At 65.0% G+C, this 18,563-nt stretch carries 14 protein-coding genes; 12 read left to right on the forward strand and 2 right to left on the reverse strand.

All coding sequences use genetic code 11. The annotated features are described in order from the left end of the window. Window positions 1-55: 55 nt before the first annotated feature. The 3 genes from ABLE71_RS07080 (at window position 56) to ABLE71_RS07090 (ending at window position 2,699) form a co-directional block, all read left to right on the forward strand. Entirely contained in the window at window positions 56-1,201 is a 1,146-nt protein-coding gene (locus ABLE71_RS07080; protein WP_348782640.1) for a benzoate/H(+) symporter BenE family transporter, read from the forward strand. 114 nt (window positions 1,202-1,315) lie between these two features. Next, window positions 1,316-1,780 carry a DUF2852 domain-containing protein gene (locus ABLE71_RS07085; protein WP_348782641.1) on the forward strand — a complete coding sequence of 155 codons (465 nt, stop codon included), beginning with the start codon at window positions 1,316-1,318 and terminating at the stop codon, window positions 1,778-1,780. 142 nt (window positions 1,781-1,922) lie between these two features. After that, window positions 1,923-2,699, forward strand: a complete 777-nt coding sequence (locus ABLE71_RS07090) for a M48 family metallopeptidase (RefSeq protein ID WP_348782642.1) — start codon at window positions 1,923-1,925, stop codon at window positions 2,697-2,699. A 394-nt stretch (window positions 2,700-3,093) separates the two neighbouring features. On the opposite strand, the gene ABLE71_RS07095 is transcribed toward ABLE71_RS07090, so the two are convergent. Further along, window positions 3,094-3,966 (reverse strand): LysR family transcriptional regulator, encoded by an 873-nt coding sequence (locus ABLE71_RS07095; protein ID WP_348782643.1) that lies wholly within the window; start codon window positions 3,964-3,966, stop codon window positions 3,094-3,096. Between the two features lie 953 nt (window positions 3,967-4,919). On the opposite strand from ABLE71_RS07095, the gene ABLE71_RS07100 reads away from it, so the two are divergent. The 5 genes from ABLE71_RS07100 to ABLE71_RS07120 all read left to right on the forward strand — a co-directional run bounded on the left by ABLE71_RS07100 (window position 4,920) and on the right by ABLE71_RS07120 (window position 10,085). Next, a complete protein-coding gene (locus tag ABLE71_RS07100) occupies window positions 4,920-5,579 on the forward strand; it encodes a phosphoribosylanthranilate isomerase (protein ID WP_348782644.1) in 660 nt (219 codons plus the stop codon). Window positions 5,580-5,679: 100 nt separating this feature from the next. Further along, window positions 5,680-6,930: a tryptophan synthase subunit beta gene (trpB, locus tag ABLE71_RS07105; protein WP_348782645.1), complete on the forward strand. Its 1,251-nt coding sequence runs from the start codon at window positions 5,680-5,682 to the stop codon at window positions 6,928-6,930. 2 nt (window positions 6,931-6,932) lie between these two features. After that, window positions 6,933-7,772 carry a tryptophan synthase subunit alpha gene (gene trpA / locus ABLE71_RS07110; RefSeq protein WP_348782646.1) on the forward strand — a complete coding sequence of 280 codons (840 nt, stop codon included), beginning with the start codon at window positions 6,933-6,935 and terminating at the stop codon, window positions 7,770-7,772. Between the two features lie 35 nt (window positions 7,773-7,807). Beyond that, window positions 7,808-8,731: an acetyl-CoA carboxylase, carboxyltransferase subunit beta gene (accD, locus tag ABLE71_RS07115; RefSeq protein ID WP_348782647.1), complete on the forward strand. Its 924-nt coding sequence runs from the start codon at window positions 7,808-7,810 to the stop codon at window positions 8,729-8,731. 61 nt (window positions 8,732-8,792) lie between these two features. Continuing rightward, window positions 8,793-10,085, forward strand: a complete 1,293-nt coding sequence (locus ABLE71_RS07120) for a folylpolyglutamate synthase/dihydrofolate synthase family protein (protein ID WP_348783685.1) — start codon at window positions 8,793-8,795, stop codon at window positions 10,083-10,085. Window positions 10,086-10,142: 57 nt separating this feature from the next. Here the strand turns inward: ABLE71_RS07120 and erpA are convergent, their stop codons facing one another. Next, a complete protein-coding gene (gene erpA / locus ABLE71_RS07125) occupies window positions 10,143-10,490 on the reverse strand; it encodes an iron-sulfur cluster insertion protein ErpA (RefSeq protein ID WP_348782648.1) in 348 nt (115 codons plus the stop codon). A 78-nt stretch (window positions 10,491-10,568) separates the two neighbouring features. Here erpA and ABLE71_RS07130 point away from each other — a divergent pair, with 78 nt between their 5' ends. The 4 genes from ABLE71_RS07130 to nagZ all read left to right on the forward strand — a co-directional run bounded on the left by ABLE71_RS07130 (window position 10,569) and on the right by nagZ (window position 18,504). Further along, window positions 10,569-11,783: a deoxyguanosinetriphosphate triphosphohydrolase gene (locus ABLE71_RS07130; RefSeq protein WP_348782649.1), complete on the forward strand. Its 1,215-nt coding sequence runs from the start codon at window positions 10,569-10,571 to the stop codon at window positions 11,781-11,783. 55 nt (window positions 11,784-11,838) lie between these two features. Further along, window positions 11,839-13,596, forward strand: coding sequence for an arginine--tRNA ligase (gene argS / locus ABLE71_RS07135; RefSeq protein ID WP_348782650.1), 1,758 nt, complete (start codon window positions 11,839-11,841; stop codon window positions 13,594-13,596). Between the two features lie 103 nt (window positions 13,597-13,699). Next, complete coding sequence (locus ABLE71_RS07140; RefSeq protein ID WP_348782651.1) at window positions 13,700-17,296, forward strand: SPOR domain-containing protein; 3,597 nt, start codon at window positions 13,700-13,702, stop codon at window positions 17,294-17,296. 185 nt (window positions 17,297-17,481) lie between these two features. Further along, window positions 17,482-18,504 (forward strand): beta-N-acetylhexosaminidase, encoded by a 1,023-nt coding sequence (gene nagZ / locus ABLE71_RS07145; RefSeq protein WP_348782652.1) that lies wholly within the window; start codon window positions 17,482-17,484, stop codon window positions 18,502-18,504. The last annotated feature ends 59 nt before the right edge of the window (window positions 18,505-18,563 follow it).

Consider the following 18,563-nt stretch of genomic DNA (forward strand, 5'->3'; position numbering starts at 1 on the left):
TGCCTGACGCCCGATCCTGTCGCAAGAAGCCTCCCTCCCTCCGGACCGGCTTCCCATGCGCATTTCCATCCCCGTTTCTGCCTTCGTGGCGGCCATCGTCGGCTTCGGCGGCACGCTGGCGCTGATCATCGCGGCGTCGGACGCCGTCGGCGCGACTCAAGCCCAGACGGCCAGCGCGGTAACGGCGCTCTGCCTCGCCATGGCGGTGGAGAGCCTCTATTTGTCGTGGCGCACCAGGATGCCGGTCATCAGCGCATGGTCGACGCCGGGCGCCGCGTTGATCGCGGCATCCAGCGGCTTCACGGTGGCGGACGCCGTCGGCGCCTTCATCATCACCGCCGGCCTGCTCATCGCAACCGGCCTGTTCGGCCCGCTGACCCGGCTGATCGCGAAAATCCCGGCCTCGGTGGCCTCCGGCATGCTCGCGGGCATCGTCGTCACGTTCGCCATCAACGCTGTGAAGACCATTCCCGCCGACCCCTGGCTCATCCTCCCGCTGATCGCAACCTTTTTCGTTATCCGGCTATTCAACCCGGCGCTGTCGGTGCTCGCCGTGCTCATCGGCGGCGGGCTTGCGGCTTTCCTCACCGGTCGCGTCGGCGGCCTGCCCACGCCCGAGCTCTCGACACTGACTCTGATCGCGCCCGACTTCTCCTTGTCCGTGGCGGTCAGCCTCGCGCTGCCCTTGTATCTGGTCACCATGGCGTCGCAGAACCTCTCCGGCCTCGCCGTCTTACGTGCTGCCGGCTACCACCCGGAGCCTGGCCCGCTGATCGCAGCCACCGGCCTAGTATCGCTGATCACTGCGCCGTTCGGAGCACTCACCAGCAATCTCGCGGCCATATCCGCCGCCATCTGCACAGGCCCGGACGTCCATCCGGACCCGGCCGAGCGCTGGAAGACCGGGCCGTTCTACGCGCTTTACTACCTGATATTCGCCACTTTCGGCGCCTCGCTGGTCGCCATCTTCGCCGTCCTGCCCCAGAGCCTGATCGTGCTCGTCGCCGGCCTCGCGCTGATGGCGCCGCTCGCCAACGCTCTCGCCATCGCGCTCAAGGACGACGCGGATCGCATGGCCGCCACCACGACCTTTGCCGTGACCGCGTCGGGTGTTGCACTGCTCGGCATAGGCTCGGCCTTCTGGGGGCTTGTAGCTGGATTGGCGGTGCTCGCGCTCGAATCATTCAAAAGACGTAAATGATTTCTGAGGCTTGTCCGGTTTCGCCGGGGCATGTCTTGAATCGCCGTTTTCATCATCCCATTTCGATTCGAGCAGTCGGAATTGACTGCCTCCAACCGAAGGAACGGGAGTGAAATGAACACGACTGCACTGATCCGTCCGGCCTGGACGCCGGCAACCATCGCGCTGATGGTGATCGGCTTCATGGTGTTCTGGCCGCTCGGCCTCGCCATGCTTGCCTATATCATCTGGGGCGACCGGCTTGACGGCTTCAAGCGCGACGTCAACCGCGCCACCGACGGCGTTTTCGCCGGTTGCCGCAGGAGCGCCGACAAGGCGCATCGCTGGGGCCATGGTGGCTCGGCACGTACCGGCAACGTCGCTTTCGACGACTGGCGCGACAAGGAGTTGGAGCGACTGGCGCAAGAGCGCAAGAAGCTCGACGACGCGCTGGCCGAGTTCGACGAATACGCCCGGGAATTGCGCCGCGCCAAGGACCAGGAGGAGTTCGACCGTTTCATGGCGAACCGCAACAAGCCTACTCCGCCGGCCGCGACGCCCAAGCGCGACGACGACTCGGGCAGTTTGCTCGACGATTGAGCAGTTCCGGTGCCATAACTCCGGAACTTGATCCAGATTGATCCAATGAGGACGGCGCCGCTGGCACAAGCGGCGCCGTTTTTCTTTTGTTCGCGTCTCAGCTTCCCCTATTCAACGCAAAAGAATCGGGTATCGTCACTCAATGCCCATCGCTCTGTTCAAACGGCTGACGAAGCCCGCCAGGAAGAAAACCGGCCGCTCGCTGGTCAAGGAGTGCCTGCATGAGGTCGCGGGCCGCACTTTGCCGCTCCGGATCGTGGAAAACGGCCGTGCGCGCCAATTGACGCTCAGGATCGACGCCGGCGGCCGCTCGCTGCGCGTCACCATCCCGCCGGGACTCGCGTCTGGCGAGGTCAACCGCTTCCTGCGCCGTCAGCAGGACTGGCTGGAGGAGCGGCTTGCCAAGCTGCCCAAGCGCCCGCTGGTGCGCCCCGGTATCAGGATACCGCTGCGCGGGGTCGCGCACATGATCGTTCACGTGCCCGAGCGCCGCGGAACCGTCACTGTCGGCAAGAAAGACGACGGCCTGCCTGCGTTGTTCGTCCATGGCGAGCGCGAGCATCTGCCCCGCCGCCTTGCCGATTTCCTGAAAAAACAGGCCAAGAAGGACATCGAGGCGCTGGTCGAGAAGCACACCGCCGCCATCAACAAGCGTGCCAAATCGATACGCTTCCGCGATACGTCGAGCCGCTGGGGCTCTTGCACCTCGGACGGCAAGCTGTCCTTTTCTTGGCGCATCATGATGGCGCCGAAGCCGATCATCAACTACCTCGTCGCGCATGAGGTCGCGCATCTGAAGCAGATGAATCACGGGCCGAAATTCTGGAAGCTCTGCGAAGAACTCTGCCCCGACACCGAGCGCTGCAAGGACTGGCTCAAGCGCAACGGCAACGCGTTGCAGGCGATCCAGTTCGAGTAGATAGAATGGGCTTGGAGCGCGCCGAGACCTTAAAGCGTCTGAAGCCTAATCTAGTCGTCAACCTCCACCTTTATCCCACTAAAAGCGGTGGTCGAATCCAGCCAATCCCGCCGGGTTGGGGCTGTCCATGTTACGGCAATCCGAAGAAGGAGGGCTGGGACGGTTATCCAATGCTTGGCGACGAATGGATGTATCCCGGGGAAACGCGGCGCGTAGGCTACTCTTTTCTCTCTGGGGACGAGGCTGCCATCGCACTTTCGCGGCAGCCGAGATTCTACCTTTGGGAACGTCGGATCATCGGCGAAGCCGAAATTCTACCCTCGCAATCACCGCAAGGCCGCTGACTGGCTCAAGCGCAACGGCAATGCGCTGCAGGCGATCCAGTTCGAGTAGATCACTCGGCTTTCAGCCGCTCCGCCATGAATTCGACGAAGGCCTGCACCCGTGGAGCGCGGTGGCGGCCGGGCGGCATCAATGCCCAAAGCGGCACCGGCTCCGACATATGGACATCGGTCAGAAGCGCAACCAGGAGCCCCTCGCGGATCGACCGGCCGAGCACGAAGTTGGCAAGCCGGATGATGCCCTGGCCCTGCAGGGCCATCCGCAGAAGTATTACAACATTGTCGGATGAAAAATTGCCGGTCACGTGAAGCCGGTTGACGCCGTCTCCGGTCGAGAATGGCCAGGCGTTGAAGCGGGCCTGGCTCGACAGGGTCAGGCAGTTGTGATCGAGCAGCTCGGCCGGCGTCTTCGGCGTTCCATGCCTTTCCAGATAGGCCGGGGCAGCACAGATGATCCGATGGAGATCGGCGAGCTTTCGCGCGACGAGCGCGGAATCGGCGAGTTCGCCGGTGCGCAGCACGACATCGACATTCTCGGCCACCGGATCGATGATACGGTCTGCGACCGTGAGTTCGATCGAAATCTCGGGAAAGAGCGCCAGAAATTCCGGGATTGCCTGCTCCGATATTCTGTTCGCCATCGCAGTCCCGGTGTTGATGCGCAGATGCCCTTTGGGTGTGTTGCGCGAGGCCGCAACCTCGGCTTCGGCGCTTTCGACAAGAGCCAGAACGTCGCGTGCGCGCGCCAGATAGATTTCGCCCTCCGCTGTCAGCGCAAGACGGCGCGTCGTGCGGTTGAGCAGTCTCACGCCCAGCCGGTCCTCCAGCCGCGACAACAGTTTTGAAAGTGCCGATGGCGTGACCCGCAGATCCTCGGCCGCCCGCGCGAAACTGCCGAGATCGATGATCCGGGCGAACGCGGACATTTCATTTGTCGCCGCCATTCATGAATTCCAGTCATGACTATTGCTCGACAATAGCTAATTACGGAGTTCAAGGAAATGATGAATCTGTTCCCCATGATGAGCCAAAGGGGAAGCAGATGACGCGTCCTGAATTCGAAAGAGAGATTTTCGGTGACACCGGACCCCGCACGGAAATCGATTATGACTACTGGCGGCGTCAAGCCGCACGCGAGCGGCGTGAAGCGATCGCCTCATTGCCGGGCCGAGTCCGGAGAATGTTCGGCCGCGTGTGGGCGGCATTGTCTCTGCTTCGCCATGCTACTTCTTTTTCTCAGCCGACGAGGCTGCCACCGCGCTTTCCCTGAGCCGAAGGTCTATCTCTGGGAGAATGGGCTCTGGGAGAATGGGATCGACGGTGAAGCCGAAATCGTTCGGTCACAACCGTGATTGATCTCGATGGGCGTGGATATACATCCGCGCCAACCCTCTGATTTCCTTATATCTCGAAAAATAATCGGGCCTGTTCATTCACGCCGATCGAGCCTCCCGCATACTTGCGCCATCGCCCTCGCGGGAACACGGGTCATGAACCGGATGAGCGTGGAGGGGACGGCGCCGGATCGGTCGCGCTACGGTGGCGCGGCTGGGTGATGAGCCCTGAGGTCTGGGCCCTGACCGAGGTCGCGCGGTGAAAGAATTCGCTGCGTCCCCTCCAGGTAGGGCAAGCACGCCGGCGGGGCGCGGGAGACCGTGCCACGTACTAAATAATTGAGAGGCTCGGGCCCGTGCCCCGCTTCCCGACTACTGCTCCCGTGGCGAGCAGTGTTCTTTGTCAAAGGCCAGACGCTTCGGCGGGCGTGGCGACGGCCACGCGCGCCGCGAACCCAAGCGGGCGCCGCGCCAACAGCGTGGCAACGGTGAAGCGTGGCTTCGATTTCTCGACATTTCAGCCATTTCGTGCGACTTCCCGCGCCATGACGCCCGATATAAAGATCTGCGGCCTGAAAACCGAGGAAGCGCTTGCCGCCGCTCTCGCCGGCGGCGCGTCGCATGTCGGTTTCATTTTCTTCCCCAAGAGCCCGAGGAACATCGCGGCCAACGAAGCAGGACGGTTGCGCCAGGCGGCGCTCGGGCGAGCCAAGGCCGTCGCGGTCACCGTCGATGCCGACGATGCGACGCTCGACGCCATCGTCGCCGCCATGGCGCCGGACATGCTTCAGCTGCACGGCAGCGAAACGCCGGGGCGCGTCGCGGCGGTCAAGGCCCGTTACGGCCTGCCCGTCATGAAGGCCTTTTCGATCCGCGACGCCGCCGATCTCGCGGCGATCGGACCCTACCGCGGCGTCGCCGACCTTTTCCTCTTCGACGCCAAGCCGCCCAGGGGGGCCGAGCTGCCCGGCGGCAACGGCGTGCCGTTCGATTGGCGCGTGCTCGCCGCGCTCGATCCTGGCGTCGACTACATGCTTTCGGGCGGCCTCAACGCCGACAATATTGGCGAGGCGCTCCGCCTGGTCAGCCCGGCAGGCATCGACATATCCTCCGGCGTCGAAAGCGCGCCCGGCGTCAAGGACGTCGCGCTGATCGAGGCCTTCTTCCGCGCCGTCCGGGTGGCCGGGAAGAAAAGCGCGGCCTGACGCGATCCTGTTGCCTTTCGCCCTTCGAAAAGGCTAAGCGAAAGGCTACCGGCAGCCGAAACCAGACAGCGAAACTATGGCTGCCTTACCGGGAACCATCATGAACAAGCCGATCGAGCCGAATTCCTTCCGCACCGGACCCGACGAGCAGGGCATGTTCGGCATGTTCGGCGGCCGCTTCGTCGCCGAGACGCTGATGCCGCTGATCCTCGAGTTGGAAGAGCACTGGAACCACGCCAAGAACGATCCGGCCTTCAAGGCCGAATTGCAGAACCTGTCGACGCACTATGCCGGCCGGCCGTCGAAACTCTATTTCGCGGAAGGGCTCACCAAACACCTTCGTGACGTGTCCTCGGCCAAGGGCCTCGGGGGCGGCGCGAAAATCTACTTCAAGCGCGAGGATTTGAACCACACTGGATCGCACAAGATCAACAACTGCCTCGGCCAGATCCTGCTCGCCAAGCGCATGGGCAAGAAGCGCATCATCGCCGAAACCGGCGCCGGCCAGCACGGCGTCGCCTCGGCTACCGTTTCGGCCCGCTTCGGCTATCCTTGCGTCGTCTATATGGGTGCCACCGACGTCGAGCGCCAGAAGCCCAATGTCTTCCGCATGAAGCTGCTCGGCGCCGAGGTCCGCCCCGTCACGGCCGGCCACGGCACGCTGAAGGATGCCATGAATGAAGCTCTTCGGGATTGGGTCACCAATGTCGAGGACACCTATTACCTGATCGGCACCGCCGCCGGACCGCATCCCTATCCGGAGCTGGTGCGCGACTTCCAGTCGGTCATCGGCACCGAGGCCCGCGGCCAAATCCTCGAACAGGAAGGCCGGCTGCCTGATGTCATCATCGCCGCGGTCGGCGGCGGATCCAACGCCATTGGCATGTTCCACCCCTTCCTCGACGACCGCTCGGTGAAAATCATCGGCATCGAGGCGGGCGGTCGCGGGCTCTCGGGCGTCGAGCATTGTGCCTCGATGAGTGCCGGAAAGCCGGGTGTGCTGCACGGCAACCGCACCTACCTGCTGCAGAACGAGGACGGCCAGATTCTCGACGGCCATTCGATCTCGGCCGGCCTCGACTATCCGGGCGTCGGGCCGGAACACAGCTGGCTAAGGGATTCGGGCCGCGTCGACTATGTGCCTGTTCTCGACGACGAGGCGCTGGAGGCTTTTCAACTGACGACAAAGGTCGAGGGCATCATCCCGGCGCTGGAATCGGCGCATGCCATCGCCCATGCGATGAAGCTCGCGCCGACTTTGGGCAAGGATCAGATCGTCATCGTCAACCTCTCCGGCCGCGGCGACAAGGACGTGCATACCGTCGCGAAAATGCTCGGCATGGAGATTTGAGCATGACCACCCGCATTGACCGCCGGATGGCGAGACTGAAGACCGAAGGCCGTCCGGCGCTGGTCACCTATTTCATGGGCGGCGATCCCGACTACGCCACCTCGCTCAGGATCATGAAGGCTCTGCCGAGGGCAGGTAGCGACATCATCGAGCTCGGCATGCCGTTCTCCGACCCGATGGCCGACGGCCCGGCGATCCAGGCGGCAGGGCTGCGCGCGCTGAAGGGCGGGCAGACCCTGGTGAAGACCCTGCAGATGGCGCGGGATTTTCGCGCCGGCGACGACGAGACGCCGATCGTGCTCATGGGCTACTACAATCCAATCTATATCTACGGCGTCGAGCGCTTCCTCGTCGACGCCAAGGCATCGGGCATCGACGGGCTGATCGTCGTCGACCTGCCGCCCGAGATGGACGAGGAACTGTGCGTGCCGGCGCTGAGGGCTGGGCTCAACTTCATCCGCCTGGCGACGCCGACCACGGACGACAAGCGCCTGCCCAAGGTGCTGCAGAACACGTCGGGCTTCGTCTACTATGTCTCGATGACCGGCATCACCGGCTCCGCGCTCGCCGACACCGGCAAGGTCGCAGCGGCGGTCAGGCGCATCAAGAGCCATACGGACCTGCCTGTCTGCGTCGGCTTCGGCGTCAAGACCGCCGAGCAGGCGCGCACGATCGGCGCCTCGGCCGACGGCGTCGTCGTCGGCACGGCGATCGTCAACGCGGTGGCCAGCGTCATCGACCCGAAGGGCGGGCTCACCGCCGATCCGGCCGAAGCGGTCGCAACGCTGGTCAGCGGGCTGTCGCAAGGCGTGCGCGCCGCGCGCCTTGCTGCCGCCGAATAGATTTCCCATCTTCTCCCGAAACGGGAATTTGCGTCATGAACTGGATCACCAATTTCGTCCGCCCGAGGATCAATTCGATGCTCGGACGCCGCGACATCCCGGAAAACCTCTGGATCAAGGATCCGGAGAGCGGCGAGATGGTGTTCCACAAGGACCTCGAGAGCAACCAGTACGTCATTCCCTCGTCCGGCCACCACATGAAGATTTCGGCCCGGGAGCGGCTCAAATTCTTCTTCGACAATGGCGAGTATGAGCCTCTCGAAAACCCGAAGGTCTTCGTCGACCCGCTGAAATTCCGCGACGAGAAGCGTTATATCGACCGCCTGAAGGACGCCCGGACCAAGACCGGCCTCGAGGACGCCATCCTCAATGCCGCCGGGGCGGTCGAAGGCCTGCCCATCATCGCGACCGTGCAGGACTTCGCCTTCATGGGCGGCTCGCTCGGCATGGCCGCCGGCGAGGCGATCGTGCATGGGTTCGAGACCGCCCTCGTCATGAAGCGCCCGCTGGTTCTGTTCGCCGCGTCCGGCGGCGCGCGCATGCAGGAAGGCATCCTGTCGCTGATGCAGCTTCCGCGCACGACGGTCGGCGTCGACCGGTTGAAGGAGGCCGGGCTGCCCTACATCGTGGTGCTGACCAATCCGACCACCGGCGGCGTCACCGCCTCCTACGCCATGCTCGGCGACGTCCACATCGCCGAGCCCGGCGCACTGATCGGCTTCGCCGGTCCGCGCGTCATCGAGCAGACCATCCGCGAGAAGCTTCCTGACGGCTTCCAGCGCGCCGAATACCTGATGGAGCACGGCATGGTCGACATGGTCGTCTCGCGCCTGGAGCTGCGCGCGACCATCGCGCGGCTGCTCAAGATCCTGCTGAAGACGCCGATGCCGCAGGAGCGCGGCGAGCCGGAGATCCTGCCGCCGGCCCTGGTCGATGGCAATGCCCGGCCGCAGGCCTAGGCCTCCCGTGGTGAGCGGCCCGATAATCGCCACGCAGGCCGACCGCGAAATCGAGCGCCTGATGGCGCTGCACCCGAAAGGCTACGACCTTTCGCTCGATCGCATCGCGCGGCTGCTCGACCGTCTCGGCAATCCGCAGCTCAACCTGCCGCCGGTCATCCATATCGCCGGCACCAACGGCAAGGGTTCGGCCGCCGCCTTCGCGCGGGCGCTGCTGGAAGCGGCGGGCTACCGCGTCCACGCCCACACCTCGCCGCATCTAGTAAACTGGCACGAGCGCTACCGGCTCGCAGCCGAAGGCGGCGGCAGGCTGGTAGACGACGCCCTGCTGGCGCGTACCATAGCCCGCGTCGCCAAAGCCAATCACGGCGAGACGATCACCGTCTTCGAGATCCTGACTGCCGTCACCTTCCTGCTGTTTTCCGAGCAGCCGGCGGACGCCGCCATCATCGAGGTCGGCCTGGGCGGTCGCTTTGACGCGACCAACGTCGTTGCCGGCCCTGCCGTTTCTCTCATCATGCCGGTCTCGCTCGACCACGAGGCTTATCTCGGCGACCGCGTCGAACTCATCGCCGCCGAGAAGGCCGGCATCATCAAGCCCGGCTGCCCGGTCGTCATCGGCTCTCAGGAATCGGAGGCCGCGCAGACCGTGATGGTCGAGACGGCCGAGCGGCTCGGCTGCCCGGTCTCCGTTTATGGCCAGGACTTCCTCGCCTATGAGGAGAACGGCCGCATGATCTATCAGGACGAGCACGGGCTGATGGACCTGCCGCAGCCGCGGCTGCCGGGGCGCCATCAATATGCCAATGCCGCCGCGGCGATAGCGGCGGTGCGCGCGGCGGGCTTCGAGATCGGCCATGCCGCCGCCGAGCGTGCGATGAAGGAGGTCTACTGGCCGGGGCGCATGCAGCGCCTGCAGAAGGGCAAGCTGACCGAACTGGCGCCCGAGGGTGCGGAGATCTGGCTCGACGGGGGCCACAATCCCGGCGCCGGGCTGGTCGTCGCTGAGGCGCTGGTCGAACAGGAGGAGAAGCAGCCGAGGTCGCTGTTCCTCATCTGCGGCATGATCAACACCAAGGACCAGACCGGCTATTTCCGCGCCTTCGAGGGCATGGCCCGGCATGTCTACGCCGTGCCGGTCAGCCTGTCCGACGCGGGCGTCGACAACACCGAGCTCGCCTTGCGCGCCAATGAGGCCGGCCTGTCGGCCGAGCCGGTCGCCTCGGTTGCCAATGCGCTGATGCTTCTGCGCGACACCTGGGACGATTCCGAAACGCCGCCGCGCATCCTGATCGGCGGCTCGCTCTACCTTGCGGGCGCGGTGCTCGCAGAAAACGGCACGCCGCCCGCCTGAGCCGGTAATCGAGAACGCCGCCGAGCGATGCCGGCGGCGCGCCGTTCGGGGATCACGTCAGATGGAGAAGCTGGTCCCGCAGCCGCAGGAGGCCACGGCGTTGGGATTCCTGATCTGGAAGGACTGGCCCATCAGGTCGTCGACGAAGTCGATCACCGAGCCGCCCATATAGACAAGCGACAAATCGTCGATCAGCACGGTCGCGCCGTTTTTCTCGATGGCGATGTCGTCGTCATTCCTAGAATCGACGAGGTCGAACTTGTAGGAGAAGCCGGAGCATCCGCCGCCCTCGACCGAAACGCGCAGCGCGATCTTGCCCGGTTCGCCGGCAACGATCTTCGCCACGCGGCTGGCGGCCGCGTCGGTCACGTCGACTTTCATCGTGGTCTTTGCGTCGGCGCCCATTTGGCGTCACCTTGCTTTCGCGTTCACATCATAGGTATGAACGGGCGAGAGGCAAGTCAACGGGCGGCGCATTCGGCGATGACGAAGGAGCTTGGCGACATCGGCTTCGGCTACCGCCCGCGCGCGCCTTACGCCTGCGATCCGGCCAGATCGCGCGGCCGCTTCCAGGACGAGCCGGAAAGCCCGACGCGCACGCCGTTCCAGCGCGATCGCGACCGCATCATCCATTCCACAGCCTTCCGCCGGTTGAAACACAAGACTCAGGTCTTCGTCGCGCATGAGGGCGACCACTATCGCACCCGGCTTACCCACACGATCGAGGTCGCGCAGATTGCTCGTGCGCTGGCCAGGGCCCTGCGCTGCGATGAGGATCTGGCCGAGGCGATCGCGCTGGTCCACGATTTCGGTCACACGCCGTTCGGCCATACGGGCGAGGATGCGCTCAACGCTAGGATGGCGAAGTGGGGGGGCTTCGACCACAACGCGCAGTCGCTGAGGGTCGTCACGCGGCTCGAGCGCCGGTATGCCGAGTTCGACGGGCTCAACCTAACCTGGGAAACGCTTGAGGGGCTGGTCAAGCACAACGGCCCGCTCACCGACGCCGAGGGCAAGGGGCTGAAAGGCCCGGTCCCCCAGGCGATCCGCGATTTTTCCGAACTGTTCGATCTTTGGCTCGACAAGCATGCTGGCCTCGAGGCGCAATGCGCGGCGATTGCCGACGACATCGCCTACAACACGCACGACATCGACGACGGATTGCGCGCCGGGCTGCTCAGCCTCGACATGCTCGAAACCGTCGCGCTGCCCGGGGGGATCCTGAAAACCGTGCGCGAACGCTATCCGCGCCTCGATCCTGTGCGCACCGGCCACGAGCTGATGCGCCGCCAGATCACCATCATGGTCGAGGACGTCATCTCCACCACCACCGTCCGGCTTGCGCGTCTCAAACCCGGCTCCGCCGATGACGTGCGCGCCGCCGGCGAAACCCTGGTCACCTTCTCAGCCGCGCTTGCCGCTCAGGAAAAGGAGCTGAAAGCCTTCCTCTACAAGAACATGTACCGGGCCGACGACGTGATGCGGGTGCGCGCCGATGCCGAGCGCGTCGTCGAGGAACTGTTCGACGCCTATTTCGCCGATCCGCGAAAGATGCCTGAAGGCTGGCGCGAGGGGCTCGACCGCGCCGAGGACCGCATCAAGGCGCGCGACGTCGCCGATTTCCTGGCCGGCATGACCGACACCTACGCGCTCAAGGAGCACCGGCGCCTGTTTGACCATACGCCCGATTTGAGCTAGGGCGGCGGCGATTTCGCGGCTTTCGCCGCGGCTCTATCGATTTCCAGAGACCGACATGAACATCTTCGCCGATTTCAACGAGCGGGTCGTCAAGGCCGTCGAGGGCCTTGGCCTCAAGGCAGCGGACGGCGGCGCGCTGGATCTCTCGCGCATCGCGGTCGAGCCGCCGCGCGACGCTAGCCACGGCGATCTCGCCACCAATGCCGCCATGGTGCTGGCGAGACCCGCAGGCCAGAATCCGCGCGCGCTGGCCGAGACCATCGCCGCAGCACTGCGCTCCGACAAGGACGTCGTCAGCGTCGATGTCGCCGGCCCAGGCTTCGTCAACATCAGGCTCGCCGATGGATTCTGGCAGGCGCATTTGGCCGTCATCCTGGCTGCCGGCACGGATTACGGCCGCTCGAAGGTCGGCGCCGGCAGGAAGACCAACGTCGAATACGTTTCGGCCAATCCGACCGGCCCGATGCATGTCGGCCATTGCCGGGGCGCGGTGGTGGGCGACGCGCTCGCCAACCTGCTCGCGTTCGCCGGCTACGACGTCACCAAGGAATATCTGATCAACGACGCCGGCGCGCAGATCGACGTGCTCGCACGCTCGGTGATGCTGCGCTACCGCGAAGCGCTCGGCGACGAGATCGGCGAAATCCCGCCCGGCCTCTATCCCGGCGACTATCTCGTCCCCGTCGGCCAGGCGCTCGCCGCCGAATTCGGCCGCGACCTGCTGCAGAAGCCCGAGGACGAGGCGCTCGCCATCGTCAAGGACCGCACGATCGACGCCATGATGGTGATGATCCGGGAAGACCTCGCGCTGCTCAACGTGCATCACGAGGTGTTCTTCTCCGAGCGCACACTGCACGCCGACAATGCGAAGAAGATACGCACGGCGATCAACGACCTCACCCTCAAGGGCCATATATACAAGGGCAAGCTGCCGCCGCCGAAAGGCGAGAAGTCGGACGACTGGGAGGACCGCGAGCAGACGCTGTTCCGCTCGACCGAGGTCGGCGACGACATGGACCGGCCGCTGGTCAAGTCGGACGGCGCCTTCACCTATTTCGCGGCCGATGTCGGCTATATCTACGACAAGATTGCGCGCGGCTTCGACGAGCTGATCTTCGTGCTCGGTGCCGACCATGGCGGCTACGTCAAGCGCATGGAGGCGCTGGCCAAGGCGGTCTCCGACGGCAAAGTCGATCTCACCGTGCTGCTCTGCAACCTGGTCAAGCTCTATCGCGACGGCGAGCCGGTCAGGATGTCGAAGCGGTCGGGCGACTTCGTCACCCTGCGCGAGGTGGTCGAAGAAGTCGGCCGCGACCCGATCCGCTTCATGATGCTTTACCGCAAGAACGACGCACCGCTGGATTTCGACTTCGCCAAGGTTACTGAGCAGTCGAAGGACAACCCGGTTTTCTACGTGCAGTATGCCTCGGCGCGCTGCCACTCCGTGTTCCGCCAGGCGCGCGAGCAGTTTCCCGGCGAAGCTTTCGGGCGCAAGGAACTGGCATCGCTCGCGCATCTCCTGACCGACGAGGGGGAGCTCGCTCTGATCCGGAAACTCGCGGAATACCCACGTATGATCGAATCGGCCGCTCTGGCGCATGAGCCGCACCGCATGGCGTTTTACCTTTACGATCTGGCCGCCAGCCTGCACGGCCACTGGAACCGGGGCACGGAAAACCCCGACTTACGTTTTGTTAAGGTTAACGATCCACAATCTACCTATGCCAGACTAGGGCTGGTGCAGGCCGTATCCGACGTGTTGACGTCCGGCCTGGCGTTGATCGGGGCCGACGCGCCCACCGAAATGCGCTAGGTTTTGCCGTCCAGGACCTGTCACCTTTTGCCCACATTGCGCTGGTAGGGACCAACCCTGCGCGACGTCCAAGGCGTCCGAATGTGTGCGAGTTCGGGAAGAAATGGCAGATAAGAACCAGCTGAAAATCGCCGATCAGGTCGACCTCGCGGACGACGATCCGTTTGCGGAACTGACCAGGATCATGGGCTTCGATCCGCGCCAGCCGGCTAGGCAGGCGGCGCAGGAGAAGCAGGCAGCCCCGGTGCAACCGCAGGAGACCGCCGAAGACGATTTCAGCTTGGACCTTGAAAAGGAGTTGCTCGGTTTCGACCTCGAGGACGAGGTTTCCGATCGGGATGGCGCCGGAGCAGAAGCGGAGGCCGCCGCGGAGGCGACAACACCGGCTCCAGGACCGGAAACACCAGAAGTCGATTTCGATTTCTCCGCCGCCTTCGATGCGGCCATGGCCGCGCCGGCAGAGGCAGAAGTTCCGCTCGAAGCTGACGCTACGGCTGAACCGGAGGCCGAGTTCGACCTCGACTTCGGTCTGACCGAAGAGGATGTCCGCGCCCTCGACGCCGAGACGGTCCAGCCAGCTGCCGCAGCGCCGGAAGACGGGGATGTCGAGGCCGAGTTCGACCTCGGCTTGACCGAAGATGACGTCCGAGCGCTCGACGCCGTGGCTTTCCGACCGGCAGCGCCCGTCGAGGCCGCGCCGGCCGTCGATGCCGGCTTTGACGACGGCCAGGATTTCGGAGCCGATTTCGCCGCCGCCATGGCCGACGTCGACATGGAATTTTCAGCCGATGCGCCGGCTCCCGAACAGGTCGAGACCGCTGCGGATGAGGCCGACAGAACCATCCGGAGCGAGTCCGTTCAGCACGAGTTCGTTCAGGACAAGGCCATTCAAGACAAGGCCGATGACGGCGAGGCCGATCTGCACCTCTTCGACGAGGACGATTTCCGCCTCGTCGAGGAGGAAGCCGAGCCTCCGGTCGAACCAGAATCCGGCCAGTCGACGCTTGACGAGAGCAGTTTGGGCTTTAGCGAGGACGAGCTTCGTCTGGACGATGCGCAACCGGCCGAGGAGCCCGCGGCCGACGAGTTCGCCTTCGACGATGTCGACTTCGCTGCCGATCTGGTGGCCGACGCCGCGCCTGAAGAGGCTCTCGAGGCGACGCCGACCGAGGCCGGCTTTGCCGACAGGGGCGCGCCGGGATCCCCGCCTCCCTTCGAACTGTCGGTGCCGCGCTATGAACCGCGCAAGCTGCCGATATCGCCGATGGATTTGGCAGCCGACGAGTATCGCCAGCGCGAGACTGCCGCCGCGCCGGCTGGACCCGAATTCAATCTTGAGGACGAGCTGAACGCCCTGCTCGGCAACATCAAGGCCAGCCAGGCTGCCGCGGCGGCCGAAATGACGCCCGCGGCAGAACCCGTTGCTGCGTCGGCTGTCTATCGACCGCCGATCGCTTCCCCCGGGCCGTCAGCCGATTCGGAGGCGTTCCTCGCCGAGCGGATGGCGGAAATTTCTGGCTTCGACGCTCCGGCCAGTCCCGCGGACATCCCGGATGACCTGAGCTGGGAGCTGGACGATGCGTTCGCCGCGGAAGCCACGGCCGAGGACGATCGGGCCGAGGACGGCGAGGCCAATGAATATGCGGCCCCCGAATATTCCGAATACCGCGCCGGCGAATACGGGACCCACGAATACCGGGTCCAGGACGAGCAGCCCTATGACGCTCGCTACGACCCCTATTCAGCGGCGGCGCAGCCCGAAGCTTATGCCGAGGACTTCGAGTCCGAGGAGGAGCCGGCTTCGGCCGATTTCGACGAGGCTTATGACCAGCCCGCCGAGGATGATCGGCGAGAACGACCCTCGACATATTATGGCGATGCCCTTGCCGGCACCGCGATCGGCGCCGCTGCGTCGCGCTTCGATTCCGGCTTTGCGTCCCGCCAGCCCTTGGCGAGCGCCTGGCCGCCCGAGCCTGTCGCCGGGCGTCCGCAGGGGGCGGCGAGCGAGCCCTTCAGCCCGCACCGCGATCCTGTCGTGCGCGGCAATCCGATGAAGGAAGACCCGCTCGACATCATCACCGCCTTGGCGGCGAAATATTCGAAGAAGGAGCCGGTGACCCCCTACGGTCGCGCCATGAGCGTCGCTGCGGGAGCCGCCCCCTACACCGACGACGCTCAGCAGGACGAGAACATCGATATTTCGGCAGCCTTCGACGAACATCCCGATGTGGAAACCGTCGAAGTCGCCGACCAGGCGGTTGCGCTCGCCGACGATCTCGACATCCCGGAGCTTGCCGAGGAAGAGGAACGTCCGCCGGTGTCGGCCTATGACGACCTCGACGCCGAGTTCTCAAGCCTGCTCAGCGATATGAACGCCGAGCCGCGCGCCGCGCAGCCGCGCGGTTACGATGACCTGCATGCCGTCGGCTTCGACCCGCGCTCCCATCAGGCCAGCATGTCGGTTCAGAACGATCCCCGGCAGGCGCAATCGGCCCGCAAGGCCTATGACGACGATCCCGAGCCGGACTCGTTTGCGCTCGACGCGGACGATCTGCCTGGAAGCCGGGAGCCGGATGCCCGGTATGCCGCCGAGGAATACGACTATGATCCGGACGTCGATCAGGAGATCGCCGTGCCGCATCACCTCGCGGCCGAAAGCCGGCAGCAGCCGAAATCGCGCGGCATGCTGCTTGCAGCGCTTGTCGGCGGCGTCGCGCTGGTCGGCGCCATCGGCGCCTTCGCGCTTTCCTTCGGCGGCGGTTCCGGCGAGGATGCGCCGGCGATCGTCAAGGCCGACGACGGGCCCGTGAAGGTCAAGCCGGTGAATCCCGGCGGCGCCACCGTGCCCAACCAGGACAACAAGGTCTACGAGACGGTCGCGGGCGAAGACGCTGCTGGCGCACCGCAAGAGAAGCTCGTCACCACGGCCGAGGAGCCTATGGATGTGACGCCGCCTCCGCCGGCCGTCGAAGAGGACGACCTCGCCAGCGCCTCCGGCAAGAGCGAGGATCGCATCGAACAGATCCTGCAGGAGGCCGAGAACCAGACCGACGCCGAAATCGTCGCGGTTACGCCGCGCAAGGTCCGCACCATGGTCGTCAAGCCGGACGGCACGCTGGTGCCGCGTGAGGACGAGCCGGCGGGTGCGTCGGACGAGCAAACCGATACCATCGCCGCGGCGGTGCCGGAGACTCCTGCGCCGGAAGCCGTTCCGGAAGCAACGGGCGCCCTGCCTGCTGCGACCCCGCCTGAACTCGCGCCGGCTCCGGAGGAGACAACGGCCGCCACAGCGCCGCTGCCTGCCCAGCAGGAGCCCGCAGCCGAGCAGGAGGAGGAGTCAGCGACGATGCCTGAAACGGCGCCGATCGCCCCGCTTCGTCCGGCCGACCAGCCGATCGACGTGGTCGGCGAGGTCAAGCCCGATCAGGTCGCCGCCGCTGCCACGACGGCGGCGAACGGCAATTGGGCGATGCAGATCGCGTCGCAGCCCAGCGAAGCCGCCGCGCAGTCCTCTTACCAGGATCTCGCCCGCCGCTACGGCAATGTGTTGCAGGGCCGCGAGGTAAACATCGTCAAGGCCGAGATAGCCGGCAAGGGCACGTTCTGGCGCGTCCGCGTGCCGGCCGCGAGCCGCAACGAGGCGATCGGGCTCTGCGAGAACTACAAGGCCGCCGGCGGCAACTGCTTCGTATCGAGGTAGCATCGCTGCCGCCGGGCAGAAGACCGGCGGCGGTTCCGGGAAAAGCGGGAACGGGGTTTCCGTTCGGACTTGCGACAGGAAAACAAAACGGCGCGGCTTCACGGCAGCGCCGTTTTCCTTTGATTCCAAAGCATAAACGGGCCGACCGATGGTGCGACGGCCCGTAGTTGAGGTAAACTGACGTTATGACCGAATCAAAAGCCATGATTCTCGGCTGCCACGGGAAGTCGCTCAGCCGCGAGGAAATCCGGTTCTATCGCGGCGAATGCCCGTGGGGCTTCATCCTGTTCGCCCGCAACATTTCCGAGGCCGAGCAGATAAGCGACCTCGTTGCCGGGATGCGCGACAGCGTCGGTCGGCCCGATGCGCCGGTCTTCATCGACCAGGAAGGCGGTCGCGTGCAGCGCATCCGCCCGCCGCTCGCTCCCAACTATCCCGCCGGCGCCGCGCTCGGGGCCATGTGGCAGCAGGATCACGAAGCGGGCGAGCGCGCCGTCTGGCTGCTGGCGCGGCTCCACGCCTTCGACCTCCAGCGCTACGGCATCACCGCCGATTGCCTGCCGGTGCTTGACGTGCCGATCGAGGGCGCGAGCGACGTCATCGGCTCGCGCGCCTACGGCAAGAAGCCGGAAATCGTCACCGCGATGGGCCGCGCCGCCGCCGAGGGCCTGATGTCGGGCGGCGTGCTACCTGTCATGAAGCACATTCCCGGCCACGGTCGCGCCTTTTCCGACACCCATTTCGAGCTGCCGACCGTCGATGCCACGCTTGGCGAACTGCAGCGCCACGATTTCGTGCCGTTCCGGGAACTTGCGCACCTGCCGATGGCGATGACCGCGCATGTCGTCTTCAGCGCCATCGATCCGGACAATCCGGCCACCACCTCCGGCAAGGTCATCGACGAGATCATTCGCCGCGAGATCGGCTTCGACGGCCTCTTGATCAGCGACGACACCTCGATGAAGGCGCTTTCTGGGGATTTCCCGTCAAAGGCCGCCGCGATCCTTGCGGCCGGCTGCGATATCGTCCTTCACTGCAATGGCGAAATGGAGGAGATGGCGGGCATCGCATCCCGCACCGGGGGGCTCGAAGGAACCTCGCTGGAACGGGCTAGGCGCGCACTCACCTGCATCAAGGACCGGGACGTGGCCAACGAGGCGGAAGTCCGCGCCGAATTCGCGACCTATTTCGAAACGATGGTGGCATAGGAGAACGGATCGACTTGGCGGAGACCTCGGAAAGCAAGGCTGGAAAAGCCGCCCCGATG

Source organism: Mesorhizobium sp. KR9-304 (genome assembly GCF_040049215.1).
GTDB lineage: Bacteria > Pseudomonadota > Alphaproteobacteria > Rhizobiales > Rhizobiaceae > Mesorhizobium_K.